At 71.8% G+C, this 11,856-nt stretch carries 11 protein-coding genes; 7 read left to right on the top strand and 4 right to left on the bottom strand.

Features of this window, described 5'->3' with window-relative positions; all coding sequences use genetic code 11:
- Positions 1-27: 27 nt before the first annotated feature.
- From QM792_RS18215 to QM792_RS18205, 3 genes are read right to left on the bottom strand one after another with little or no spacing between them, the layout of a single operon-like run.
- Positions 28-1,332: an acetyl-CoA hydrolase/transferase family protein gene (locus QM792_RS18215; protein WP_415151517.1), complete on the bottom strand. Its 1,305-nt coding sequence runs from the start codon at positions 1,330-1,332 to the stop codon at positions 28-30.
- Entirely contained in the window at positions 1,332-2,531 is a 1,200-nt protein-coding gene (locus QM792_RS18210) for an acetyl-CoA acetyltransferase (protein WP_415151516.1), read from the bottom strand. Before QM792_RS18210 ends, QM792_RS18215 begins: the two co-directional genes overlap by 1 nt.
- A 20-nt stretch (positions 2,532-2,551) precedes the next feature.
- Positions 2,552-4,015 carry a 3-oxoacyl-[acyl-carrier-protein] synthase III C-terminal domain-containing protein gene (locus QM792_RS18205; protein ID WP_415151515.1) on the bottom strand — a complete coding sequence of 488 codons (1,464 nt, stop codon included), beginning with the start codon at positions 4,013-4,015 and terminating at the stop codon, positions 2,552-2,554.
- A gap of 221 nt (positions 4,016-4,236) precedes the next feature.
- On the opposite strand from QM792_RS18205, the gene QM792_RS18200 reads away from it, so the two are divergent.
- From QM792_RS18200 to QM792_RS18170, 7 genes are read left to right on the top strand one after another with little or no spacing between them, the layout of a single operon-like run.
- Entirely contained in the window at positions 4,237-4,707 is a 471-nt protein-coding gene (locus QM792_RS18200) for a MaoC family dehydratase (protein WP_415151514.1), read from the top strand.
- Positions 4,704-5,819 carry an acyl-CoA dehydrogenase family protein gene (locus QM792_RS18195; protein WP_415151513.1) on the top strand — a complete coding sequence of 372 codons (1,116 nt, stop codon included), beginning with the start codon at positions 4,704-4,706 and terminating at the stop codon, positions 5,817-5,819. The genes QM792_RS18200 and QM792_RS18195 overlap by 4 nt, the downstream gene beginning before the upstream one ends.
- A 10-nt stretch (positions 5,820-5,829) precedes the next feature.
- A complete protein-coding gene (locus QM792_RS18190) occupies positions 5,830-7,035 on the top strand; it encodes an acyl-CoA dehydrogenase family protein (RefSeq protein ID WP_415151512.1) in 1,206 nt (401 codons plus the stop codon).
- Between the two features lie 21 nt (positions 7,036-7,056).
- Positions 7,057-8,211, top strand: a complete 1,155-nt coding sequence (locus tag QM792_RS18185; RefSeq protein WP_415151511.1) for an acyl-CoA dehydrogenase family protein — start codon at positions 7,057-7,059, stop codon at positions 8,209-8,211.
- Positions 8,208-9,104, top strand: coding sequence for an HpcH/HpaI aldolase/citrate lyase family protein (locus QM792_RS18180; protein ID WP_415151510.1), 897 nt, complete (start codon positions 8,208-8,210; stop codon positions 9,102-9,104). Before QM792_RS18185 ends, QM792_RS18180 begins: the two co-directional genes overlap by 4 nt.
- A gap of 30 nt (positions 9,105-9,134) precedes the next feature.
- Entirely contained in the window at positions 9,135-10,301 is a 1,167-nt protein-coding gene (locus QM792_RS18175; protein WP_415151509.1) for an acyl-CoA dehydrogenase family protein, read from the top strand.
- 16 nt (positions 10,302-10,317) lie between these two features.
- Positions 10,318-11,250 (top strand): 3-keto-5-aminohexanoate cleavage protein, encoded by a 933-nt coding sequence (locus QM792_RS18170; RefSeq protein WP_415151508.1) that lies wholly within the window; start codon positions 10,318-10,320, stop codon positions 11,248-11,250.
- Between the two features lie 24 nt (positions 11,251-11,274).
- On the opposite strand, the gene QM792_RS18165 is transcribed toward QM792_RS18170, so the two are convergent.
- Positions 11,275-11,817: a MarR family winged helix-turn-helix transcriptional regulator gene (locus tag QM792_RS18165; RefSeq protein ID WP_415151507.1), complete on the bottom strand. Its 543-nt coding sequence runs from the start codon at positions 11,815-11,817 to the stop codon at positions 11,275-11,277.
- Positions 11,818-11,856: the final 39 nt, after the last annotated feature.

Raw genomic sequence — 11,856 nt, 5'->3', positions numbered from 1 at the left:
AGGTTGTCGAATGGAGGGGCCGGCGCGCTACAGGCGCGCGGCGATGGCGCGCCAGGCCTCGCGCAGCTCGGCGCGGTACTCGGGCGCGGCGATCTCGATCAGCGCCTCGGCGCGCTCGTGCACGCTGGCGCCTTGCAGCCTGGCGACGCCGAACTCGGTGACGACGTGGTCGACGTCCAGGCGCGACAGCGTGGCCAGCGCGCGCTCGCCGAGGCAGGGCACGATGCGCGAGCCGCCCTTGTGGCAGGCGTGCAGCGCGACGATGCTGCAGCCGCCGCGCGAGTGGCGCCCGGCGTGCGCGAAGTCGGGCGCGCCGCCCGGCCCGCTGACGGCGGCGCCGTTGCTGCGCTCCAGGTTGCACTGCCCGAACAGGTCGACCTCGAGCGCCGAGTTGACGGCCACGAAGCGCTCCATCCGGCTCAGCGTGAGCGGGTGGTGCGTGACGTCGCAGCCCAGCACGCGCAGCGGCCCGAAGTGGCGCACGGCGTCGTAGAACCCGGTGCTGCCCACCAGCACGCAGGTGGTGTGCGCGAAGTCCATGTCGAGCGCGCCGGCCTGGGCCAGCTCGAGCAGGCCGTCGGACAGCATGCCCGAGTGCAGGCGCAGCCGGCGCCGGTCGCGCAGCAGGCGCATCAGCGCGGTGGGCACTTTGCCCAGCCCGGCCTGCAGCACGCTGCCGTCGTCCACCAGCGGCGCGATGTGGCGCGCGATCGCCTCGGTGCCGGCGTCGACCGGCGTCTCGTAGACCGGCAGCGGCGAATCGACCTCGCAGACGTAGTCGAAGCTGTCGAAGGGCACGCTGACCGAGCCGCTCAGGCGCGGCGTGCTGCGGTTGACCAGCGCCAGCCGGCGCCGGCTCTTGCGCAGTGCCACCGGCATGAACTCCACCGCCGGGCCGAGCGAGCACTGGCCGTGTTCGTCGGGCTCGGACACCTGCACCACCGCCAGGTCGATCTCGACGTGGTCCTGCAGGTGGCGCACGAAGCCCGAATACGACATCGGCAGCGCGCGGAAGCGCTGCTCGCGCTGCGCCTGCGTCAGGCCCGGCTGCATGAACAGCCCGGTGACACGCGCGCTGGGGTGCACGCCGCACAGGTCGAGCGGGTTGATGCCGGGCACGTAGGTGGTGAGGATGCGCGCGTCGCGCGTCAGCTCGGGGTCGCGCGTCAGCTCGGCCATGAACGGCAGCGGCGCGCCGCTCGAGCCCGGCACGTAGACCAGGCCGCCGGCGCTCAGCAACTGCGGCATCGCCGCGGGCTGGATGCTGCGCCCCGCGCGGCGCTGCGGCGCCGGCGCGGTGGCCAGGAGCGGGCCCGGGCGGCTCAGGTCCATCAATGCAGGCCGAGGATGGACAGCGCCGCGATGCCCAGGTAGGGCACGCCGCCGAGGTTGTGCGTCAGGCCCAGGCTCGGGCTCTTCAACTGGCGCTCGCCGGCGCGCCCCAGCAACTGGTTGTAGACCTCGTAGGCCATGCGCAGGCCGGAGGCGGCGATCGGGTGGCCGAAGCACTTCAGCCCGCCGTCCACCTGGCAGGGCACGCCGCTGCCGCCGCGGTCGTAGAAGCCGTCGAGGATGTCGTGCACCGCGTGGCCGTCCTGCGAGACGAACAGGTCTTCCATCGTCACCAGTTCGGTGATCGAGAAGCAGTCGTGCACTTCCATCAGCGAGAGCTGGCGGCGCGGGTCGGTGATGCCGGCCTCGGCATAGGCGCGCTTCGCCGCGGCGCGCGTGTTGCGCACGTGGCTGCCGTCCCACTGCCCGGTGGTCGATTCGATGCCTGAGCTGATGCTGAGCTGGATCGCCTTGATCGTGACCATGTCCTTCTTGCCGAGCGCGCGCGCGATCTCGGGCGTGGTGACGATCGCGGCGGCGGCGCCGTCGCTGACGCCGCAGCAGTCGTACAGGCCGAGCGGCTCGGCGATCATCGGCGCGGCCAGGATCTGCTCCATCGTCACCGCCTTGCGCAGGTGCGCCTTCGGGCTGAGCACGCCGTTCTGGTGGCTCTTCCACGAGACGTGCGCGAGCGCCTTCTTGAGCTGCTCCTTCGAGACGCCGTGCCTGGCGCGGTAGCCCGCGGCGAGCTGCGCGAAGCCCGCCGGCGCCGAGCCCAGCGGCAGCCACAGGTCGTTGAGCGTGCCCTTGTAGGGCGCGGGCAGGCCGCCGTAGCCGGTGTCCTTCAGCTTCTCGACGCCGACCGCGAGCGCGAAGTCCACCGCGCCCGAGGCCACCGCGTAGGCCGCGCCGCGCAGCGCCTCGGTGCCGGTGGCGCACATGTTCTCCATGCGGCTGACCGGGATGCCGTCCAGCCGCAGCGCCAGCGACGCGGGGATCGCCGAGTTGCCGACGTTGACGTTGTCCATGCACGAGCCGGACCACGCCGCCTCGATCTGCCGGCGCTCGATGCCGGCGTCGGCCAGCGCCTCGTCGAGCGCCTCGGCCAGCAACTGGTGCGTGCCGGCGTCCCAGCGCTCGCCGAAGCGCGTGCAGCCCATGCCGATGATGGCGACCTTGTCCTTGATGCCTGTTGCCATGCCGTGTGCCCCTGTTCCTCTCAAGCCGCCAGCGGCGTGGCCTTCCAGAAATAGCGCGGGTAGCCGCGCGCCTTGTCGACGTCCTTGATGCGGAACACCATGCGCAGCGGCGTGCCGACGTCCAGCCCGGCCTGGCCGACGTCGACGATCTCCATCAGCAGCCGCGCGCCGATGTCGAACTGCACGAAGCCCACGTACAGCGGCGGCGAGGGGTGGTACGACAGCCAGTCGGCCGTGTGCGTGAACACCTTGGCCGTCTCGTCGAACAGGCGCACCGGCTCGAACTCCGAGGCCGGGGCCAGGCAGGCCTGGTCGACGCAGTAGGCGAGCTGCGGGAACTGCACCGCGCCGCAGCGGCGGCAGCGGCCGGCGCCGAACGCGGCGAGCTGGTGCGCCGAGCGGTACTGCTCGGTCAGCGCGGTCTTGACCTGCTTCTCGCCGCGCATGCCCCAGTCGAGCTCGATGCCGTCGTCGTACGAAAGCATGCGCAGGTAGGCGTCGTGCATCTGCGCGTCGGCCAGCGCGCCGCTCACGCCGCGCCGCGGCCGGAACTCCGCGACCCGTTCGGTGGCGCGCAGCACCAGCACGTCGCAGCCCTGGCCGAAGCCGGCGACCACCAGCGTGTCGCCGGGCCGGGCGCGTTCGAGCGCGTGGGCCAGCATCAGGCAGGGGTGGGCGCTGCCGGCGTAGCCGCACTGCCCGTCGAGGCCGTCGGCCACCGCCGGCTCGGCGATGCCGCAGCGCTTGGCGACCATCGCGCCGATGTCCTTGAACGGCGCGGCGAGGATGAAGTGGTTCACCTGCGCCGCGGCCAGCTTCGCGTCGGCCAGCGCCGCCTTCACGGCCTCGGGCACGATCTTCGCGTAGCCCTCGTCGCGGATCCAGCGCTCTTCCCAGAAGTAGTCGTGCTTCGCGCCGGCGGCGCGGAAGTGGTCGACGAACAGGTTGCTGCGGCTGGCGCTGCCGATCAGCTCGGCCAGCACGTTCTCGCGGCCGAGCGTGAAGGCCGCGGCGCCGGCGCCGTACAACAGCTCCTGGGTGCTGGCCGGCTTGCCGCTCGGGTGGTCGCTGGCGATGAACAGCGTGTCGCCGCCGCCGGCCGAGCGGAGCTGCGCCAGCAGGCCGCCGACGCCGGCGCGCTGCGACTGGCCGAGCTCCAGCGTCTGCACCTGCGCCGGCAGGTCGAGCGCGGCGGCGACGATGCTGGCGCCCTGCAGGTCGGCGAACGCGGCGCGCGTGCTGGCCAGCACCAGCGTGGCGATGCGCTCGCGCGGGCGCGCGTCGAAGGCGTCGCGCGCGGCCTCGACGGCCATCGTCAGGCTGTCCTCGTCCCAACTGCAGAAGGCGCGCTGCCCCTTGCCCAGGCCGCGCAGGCCGGGGGCCATCCAGGCGTGCGCCGCGGCGATGGCGGCGCGCTGCATGCGCAGGCGCGGCACGTAGCCGCCGTAGCCGGTGATGCCGCAGGGCTTCGCAGAAACGCTCACGTCGGTCGCCTTTCCAGCATTCGCATCGGTGTGATATGAAAGCATACGGTATACACCTGTTCGAAGTGCGTCAAGCCCCGGGAGGCACCGCCGACCCCCGTGAAGACCCGCAGCTTCGCGCGGCATCGTGGCAAACCCGCGGTGCGCGGTCGCGAGCAATATCATATGCTACACAAACAATAGCACCGCCACGAGGCGGAGACGACCACGGGAGCGCCGCGATGGCAGGTTTGTACTTCGAGCAGTTCGAGCTGGGGCAGGTGTTTGTGCACGACGTGCGGCGCACCGTGACCGAGACCGACAACCTGCTGTTCACGGCGATGACGCACAACCCGGCGGCGATCCACCTCGACGCCGAGTACGCCAAGGGCACCGAGTTCGGCAAGCCGCTGATGAACAGCGTCTTCACGCTCGGGCTGGTGGTCGGCATCTCGGTGGGCGACACCACGCTCGGCACCACGGTGGGCAACCTCGGTTGGGACGAGGTGCGCTTCCCCCGGCCGGTGTTCGCCGGCGACACCATCCGCGTCGAGTCGAAGGTGCTGGAAAAGCGCGAGAGCCGCTCGCGGCCGGACAACGGCGTGGTGATCTTCGAGCACGTCGGCTACAACCAGCGCGGCGAGGTGATCTGCTCGTGCAAGCGCAGCGCGCTGATGCATCGCCTGCCGCTGCGCGTGGAGCAGGCGGCATGAGCGTTGCCGCCGCCGTGGCCTCGCTCGACGCGCAGACCAAGCGCATGGTCGAGGCCTCGCTCGACCGCTTCGTCGACCAGGCCTACGACCCGGCGGCGCGCCATGCGCGGCTGCGCCGCGGCGCGCTCGACCACCGCGAGTTCTGGCCGGTGCTGGCCGAACTGGGCGTGCCCGCCCTGCCGGTGGCCGAGGCGCTGGGCGGCATCGGCGGCAGCACGCTCGACGTGTCGGATGCGCTGCGCATCCTCGCGCGCGGGCTGGTGCTGGAGCCGCTGGTCGAGGGCGTGGTGATCGCGGCGGCGCTGCTGGGCCGCCTCGCCGACGCCGAACGGGCCGTGGCGCCGCTGCTGTCGGGCGAGGTGCTGACGGTGCTGGTCGGCGGCCGGCGCGGCGACGCGCTGCGCTGCGCCGAACGCGACGGCGCGCTGCGGCTCGACGGCACGGCGCGTGTCGTGCCCGGCGCGGGCCAGGCCGACCGCTGGTTGATCGCCTGCGCCGACGCCGGGGGCCGGCCGTGCCTGCTGGGCGTGGCGCGCGGCGAGGTCGAGGCCGTGCTGCGCTGCTACCGCATGATGGACGGCCGCGAGGCCGGCGACGTCGAGTTCCACGCCGCGCGCGTGGGCGCGGGCGCCGTGCTGCTGCGCGGCGAGCCGGCGCGCGCCGCGCTCGACGCCGCCGCCGCGCAGGCCGTCAGCGCCTACTGCGCCGACGCCGCCGGCGTGATGCAGTGCCTGGTGGCGCAGACCGGCGAGTACCTGCGCACGCGCGAGCAGTTCGGCGTGACGCTGGGCAGCTTCCAGGCCCTGCAGCACCGTTATGCCGACATGCACATGGCGGCGCTCGAAGCGCGCGCGATGGCGCGCGAGATCGCCCGCGCCATCGACGCCGGCGACCCCGAACGGGTTGCCTGGCTGCGCTACGCCGCGCCGACGGTGGCGGCGCGCGCCGGCGCGCGCGTCGGCCACGAGGCGATCCAGATGCACGGCGGCATGGGCGTCAGCGACGAGCTGATCGTCAGCCACTACAACGCGCGCCTGGTGGTGCTGGCGCAACTGCTCGCGCGCTGGCAGGCCGAGGCCGGCGCCGGCATGCCGATGCCCGGCGCGCACTGAGGACGGCCGCATGCACGCCAACGCCGCTTCCCCTGATTTCGACGAAGCCGCCTTCCGCGCCGAGGTGCGCGAGTTCGTCCGCGCCGAGCTCGACCCGGCCACGCGCCACAAGGTCGAGAACGGCATCTACCTCGACAAGGCCGACTATGTCGGCTGGCAGAAGGCGCTGCGCCGCAAGGGCTGGTTCGGCGCGGCCTGGCCGCGCGCCGCCGGCGGGCGGGACTGGAGCGTGCGCCAGGAGCACGCCTTCCTGCAGGAAAGCGCGATCCACGCCGCGCCGATGCTGATCCCCTACGGCGTCAACATGGTCGGGCCGGTGCTCTACACCTTCGGCACCGAGGCGCAGCGGCGCGCGCACCTGGGCGGCATCCTCGACAGCGATGTCTGGTGGTGCCAGGGCTACTCGGAGCCGAACGCCGGCTCCGACCTCGCCTCGCTGAAGACGCGCGCGGTGCGCGACGGCGACCACTACGTCGTCGACGGCACCAAGATGTGGACCACCGAGGCGCACTGGGCCGACATGATGCATTGCCTGGTGCGCACCGATGCGTCGGGCAGGAAGCAGAAGGGCATCAGCTTCCTGCTGATCGACATGAGGACGCCGGGCATCACCGTCGAGCCCATCGTCACGATCGACGGCGTGCACCACACCAACCAGACCTTCTTCGACAACGTGCGCGTGCCGGCGGCCAACCTCGTCGGCGAGGAGGGCGAGGGCTGGAAGATCGCCAAGTTCCTGCTCTCGCGCGAGCGCACCTTCATCGCCGACACCGGCAACAAGATCCGCATGCTGCGGCAGATCCGGGCCACGCTGGCGCAGGCGGCGCCCGCGCTCGAGCCGCTGCAGCGCGCCTTGCAGGCCGAGCGGCTGGCGCGCATCGGGGCCGACCTGGGCGCGCTGCTGGCGCTCGAGCGCGACTACCTCGACGAGTGGATGGCCGGCCGCGACGACGGCATCGGCGCCTCGGTGCTCAAGGTGCGCGGCACCGAGGTGCTGCAGGCGATGACCGAGTTCTGGCGCGACGCGCAGGGCGCCTACGGCGCCTGCTACGACGCCGCGCTGCGCGCCTCGGGCGAGGGCCTGGGCTCGGCGCTGCCCTGGGTGCGCGCCAGCGCCGCGAGCTACAACTACCTGTACGGGCGCTGCTGGTCGATCTTCGGCGGCACCAACGAGATCCAGCGCAACATCATCGCGGCGCAGTTGCTGCGCGGCTGAGCGCGTCCGGGAAGGCAAGCCATGATCCCCCGCAAACTATTCCGGCCCGAGCACGAGCAGTTCCGCGACAGCGTGCGGCGCTTCGTCGAGCGCGAGATCGTTCCGCACCATGAGCGCTGGGAGGAGGAGGGCAAGGTCGACCGCGAGCTGTGGCGCAAGGCCGGCGCGGCCGGGCTGCTGTGCCCCAACCTGCCGGAGGAGTTCGGCGGCTGCGGGCCCGACTACCTGTTCAACGTCGTGATCACCGAGGAACTGGCGCGCGCGGGCGCCACCGGCCCCGGCTTCGCGGTGCACTCCGACATGGTGGCGACCTACATCGCCACCTTCGGCAGCCCGGCGCAGAAGGAACACTGGCTGCCGAAAATGGTCCGCGGCGAGGCGATCGGCGCGCTCGGCCTGACCGAGCCCTCGGCCGGCAGCGACCTGAAGGGCATCCGCTGCCGTGCGGTGCGCGAGGGCGACGAGTACGTGATCAACGGCCAGAAGGTCTACATCTCCAACGGCCAGTTGTGCGACGTGGTCGTGCTGGCCTGCAAGACCGACCCCGAGGCCGGCGCCAAGGGTATGAGCTTCATCCTCGTCGAGGCCGACCGGCCCGGCTTCAAGCGCGGCCGCAACCTGAGGAAGATCGGCCTGAAGGCGCAGGACACCTCGGAGCTGTTCTTCGACAACGTGCGCGTGCCGGTGGCCAACCTGCTCGGCGCCGAGGGCGGCGCCTTCGGCATGGCGATGAGCAAGCTCGCCGAGGAACGGCTGACGATCGCGGTGTCGGCCATCACCGCGGTGGAGTCGGTGCTGCGCTGGACGCTCGACTACACCGCCGAGCGCAAGGCCTTCGGGCAGCCGATCGGCGAGTTCCAGAACACGCGCTTCAAGCTCGCCGAGCTGCATGCGCAGGCGCTGGCGCTGCGCAGCTTCGTCGACCGCTGCATCGAGCTGCACCTGGACAAGGCGCTCGACGCGGTCGACGCGGCGGCCGCCAAGATGCTGTGCACCGAGCTGCAGTGCAAGGCGGTCGACGAGTGCCTGCAGTTCTTCGGCGGCTACGGCTACATGCTGGAGTACCCGATCGCGCGCGCCTACGTCGACGCGCGCGTGCGCCGCATCGCCGGCGGCTCGTCGGAGATCATGCGCGAGATCATCGGCCGCAGCCTGTTCGGCGGGGGCAAGCGATGAGCGGCGGGGCGGCGCGCGCGCCGCTGCGATCCCTGCTGTTCGTGCCCGGCGACAGCGAACGCAAGCTCGCCAAGGCCGAAGGCTCGCCGGCCGACGCGCTGATCCTCGACCTGGAGGACTCGGTGGCGCCCGGCCGCACCGCGGTCGCACGCGGCATGGTGCTCGACTACCTGAAGTCGCACCCAGACCGCAGCCGCCGGCAGCTCTGGGTGCGCATCAATCCGCTGTGCACGCCGGCCGCGCTGCTCGACCTGATGGTGGTGGCCGGCGCGCCCGACGGGCTGATGTGCCCCAAGGTCGACTCGGCCGCCGACGTGCAGCGCCTCGCGCACATGCTCGACGCGCTCGAAGCGCGCGAAGGCCTGCCCGCCGGCCGCATCGGCATCCTGCCGGTGGCCACCGAAACCGCCGCCGCGCTGTTCGCGCTGGGCTCCTACGCCGGCTGTTCGCCGCGCCTGGCGGGGCTGACCTGGGGCGCCGAGGACATCGCCGCCGCGCTCGGCGCCAGCACCAACCGCGGCCCCGACGGTGACTACGACGAGGTCTACCGCCTGGCGCGCGCGCTGTGCCTGGCCGGCGCGGTGGCCGCCGGCGTGCAGCCGATCGACACCATCTGGGCCGACTACGCCGACGAGGCCGGCCTGCTCGACGACGCGCGGCAGGCGCGCCGGCGCGGCTTCACCGGAAAGATGGCGATCCACCCGGCGCAGGTCGAGCCGATCAACCGCGCCTTCAGCCCGAGCGAGGACGAACTCGCCCACGCGCGCCGCGTGGTCGAGGCCTTCGAGGCCCAGCCCGCGCTGGGCACCGTCGGCCTGGACGGAAAGATGCTCGACATGCCGCACCTCAAGCAGGCGCGGCGCGTGCTCGCGCTGGCACGCCGCGCCGGCTGAGGCTCCACACGATTCGACGACGGGACACCCATGGATTTCGCACTCAGCGACGAGCAGCTCGCGATCCGCTCGGCGGTCGAAGAGGTCTGCCGCGACTTCGACGACGACTACTGGCTCGCGAAGGACCGCGGCGGCGGCTTTCCCGACGAGTTCTACCGCGCGATGGCGCAGGCCGGCTGGCTGGGCATCGCGATGCCCGAGGCCTTCGGCGGCGCCGGGCTGGGCATCGGCGAGGCCTGCCTGATGCTGGAGACGGTGTCGGCCTCGGGCGGCTGCCTGTCGGCCGCCTCGGCGATCCACATGAACGTGTTCGGCCTGCACCCGGTGGTGGTGCACGGCAGCGACGAGCAGCGCGCGCGCTGGCTGCCGCCGATCATCGAGGGCCGCCACAAGGCCTGTTTCGGCGTCACCGAGCCGAACACCGGGCTGAACACGCTCAAGCTCAAGACGATGGCGGTGCGCCGCGGCGACCGCTACGTCGTCAACGGCCAGAAGGTGTGGATCTCGACCGCGCAGGTGGCGCACAAGATCATGCTGCTGGCGCGCACCACGCCGATCGAGGAGGTGAGCTCGCCGACGCACGGCCTGAGCCTGTTCTACACCGACCTCGACCGCGGCCGGATCGCGGTGCGCGAGATCGACAAGCTCGGCCGCAAGTGCGTCGACTCGAACGAGCTGTTCATCGACGGGCTCGAGATCCCGGTCGAGGACCGCATCGGCGAGGAAGGGCGCGGCTTCGAGTACATCCTGCACGGCCTGAACCCCGAGCGCTGCCTGCTCGCCGCCGAGGCCACCGGCATCGGCCGCGCCGCGCTGCGCCGCGCCGCGGCCTACGCCGGCGAGCGCATCGTGTTCGACCGGCCGATCGGCAAGAACCAGGGCATCCAGCATCCGCTGGCCGAGCGCTGGGTCGAGCTGGAGGCCGGCACGCTGCTGTACCGGCGCGCCGCCTGGCTGTACGACCGCGGCCAGGCCTGCGGCGCCGAGGCGAACGCGGCCAAGTTCTTCTGCGCCGAGGCGGGTTTCCGCGCCGCCGAGACCGCGGTGCTGACGCACGGCGGCTTCGGCTACGCCAAGGAATACCATGTCGAGCGCTACCTGCGCGAGGCGATGCTGCCGCGCATCGCGCCGATCTCGCCGCAACTGATCCTGTGCTTCATCGCCGAGAAGGTGCTCGGCCTGCCCAAGTCCTACTGATTCGAGGAGACGCGCCATGCCAGCCCAGAAGAAAGTCATCATCACCTGCGCCGTGACCGGCTCGATCCACACGCCGTCGATGTCGCCGCACCTGCCGGTGACGCCGCAGGAGATCGCCGACGCGGCCGTACAGGCCTGCGAGGCCGGCGCGGCCATCATCCACCTGCACGCGCGCGACCCCGAGACCGGCAAGCCCGACCAGAGCCCGCAGGCGTTCGGCCGCTTCCTGCCGCAGATCGCGCAGCGCTGCGACGCGGTGGTGAACCTCACCACCGGCGGCTCGCCCTACATGAGCGTGCAGGAGCGCATCCAGCCCTCGATCGTGTTCAAGCCCGAGGTGGCGTCGATGAACATGGGCACGATGGGCTTCGGCCTGTTCGGCATGCTCGAGCGCTTCAAGGAGTTCAAGCACGCCTGGGAGCGCGAGTACCTCGAAGGCAGCCGCAACCTGGTGTTCCGCAACACCTACGGCGACATCGAGACTGCGCTGACGGAGATGTCGGCCAACCAGACGCGCTACGAGTTCGAGTGCTACGACACCGCGCACCTGTACAACCTGGCGCATTTCGTCGACCGTGGGCTGGTCAAGGCGCCGTATTTCGTGCAGACGGTGTTCGGCCTGCTCGGCGGCATCGGCTCGCACCCGGACGACGTGATGCACATGAAGCGCACCGCCGACCGCCTGTTCGGCGACGACTACCGCTGGTCGGTGCTGGGCGCCGGCGCGGCGCAGATGAAGGTCGCGGCGATGGCCGCCGCGATGGGCGGCAACGTGCGCGTGGGCCTGGAGGACAGCCTGTGGATCGGCAAGGGACGCCTGGCCGAGTCGAACGCGCAGCAGGTGCGCAAGGTGCGCGAGATCCTCGAGGGGCTTGGGCTGGAGATCGCCACGCCGGCCGAGGCGCGCGAGATCCTGCAGCTCAAGGGCAAGGACAAGGTCGCGTTCTGACCGCGACGCGCGAGGGCAAGGGGCTCAGCCCTTGCCCTTGGAGATCGCCAGCAGGTTCGACTTCACCTGGCCGAGCAGCGCGGCCAGCGTGTGGCGCGCATCGGTGTCCAGGCCTTCGAGGATGCGCTCGCTCATCTCGTGGCTGAGCACGCGCATCTCCTTGATCAGTTGCGCGCCGGCCGGCGAGAGGTAGACGCGCTTGGCGCGGCGGTCCGACTCGTCGGCGCCGCGGCGCACCAGGCCGGCGGCCTCCAGCCGGTCGACCAGGCTGCCGAGCGCGGCCTTGCCCAGCTCCAGCACGTTGGCAAGGTCGCTCTGGATCATGCCGTCGTGGCGCGACAGGTAGGCCAGCACCCACCACTGCGAGCGCGTCACGTTCAGCGGCTTCATGAAGTCGTCGAACACCGTGCGCCGCAGCCGCGACACGTCGTGCATCAGGAAACCCAGGCGCTGGTCCCAGTTCTCCTCCAGGGGCCGCGCCGCCGCCGGCGCCGCCGCGGCGGCGCCCTTGGCGGCCGGCTTGCCGGCCTTGGCCCGGCCGGGAGAGGTCTTGGCGGTTCTTGGCATGACCGTTTTCCCTTCCTTTGGAGACGGTTTCACATCATA

The organism is Piscinibacter sp., assembly GCF_047600445.1.
Taxonomy (GTDB): domain Bacteria; phylum Pseudomonadota; class Gammaproteobacteria; order Burkholderiales; family Burkholderiaceae_C; genus Piscinibacter.
This window is presented reverse-complemented; position numbering and strand designations above follow the sequence as displayed.

Coding starts and splice junctions, on each gene's coding strand:
- QM792_RS18190 (WP_415151512.1), top strand. CDS start 5,830: ATGCACGCCAACGCCGCTTCCCCTGATTTCGACGAAGCCGCCTTCCGC.
- QM792_RS18215 (WP_415151517.1), bottom strand. CDS start 1,332: ATGGACCTGAGCCGCCCGGGCCCGCTCCTGGCCACCGCGCCGGCGCCG.
- QM792_RS18175 (WP_415151509.1), top strand. CDS start 9,135: ATGGATTTCGCACTCAGCGACGAGCAGCTCGCGATCCGCTCGGCGGTC.
- QM792_RS18210 (WP_415151516.1), bottom strand. CDS start 2,531: ATGGCAACAGGCATCAAGGACAAGGTCGCCATCATCGGCATGGGCTGC.
- QM792_RS18170 (WP_415151508.1), top strand. CDS start 10,318: ATGCCAGCCCAGAAGAAAGTCATCATCACCTGCGCCGTGACCGGCTCG.
- QM792_RS18185 (WP_415151511.1), top strand. CDS start 7,057: ATGATCCCCCGCAAACTATTCCGGCCCGAGCACGAGCAGTTCCGCGAC.
- QM792_RS18165 (WP_415151507.1), bottom strand. CDS start 11,817: ATGCCAAGAACCGCCAAGACCTCTCCCGGCCGGGCCAAGGCCGGCAAG.
- QM792_RS18200 (WP_415151514.1), top strand. CDS start 4,237: ATGGCAGGTTTGTACTTCGAGCAGTTCGAGCTGGGGCAGGTGTTTGTG.
- QM792_RS18195 (WP_415151513.1), top strand. CDS start 4,704: ATGAGCGTTGCCGCCGCCGTGGCCTCGCTCGACGCGCAGACCAAGCGC.
- QM792_RS18180 (WP_415151510.1), top strand. CDS start 8,208: ATGAGCGGCGGGGCGGCGCGCGCGCCGCTGCGATCCCTGCTGTTCGTG.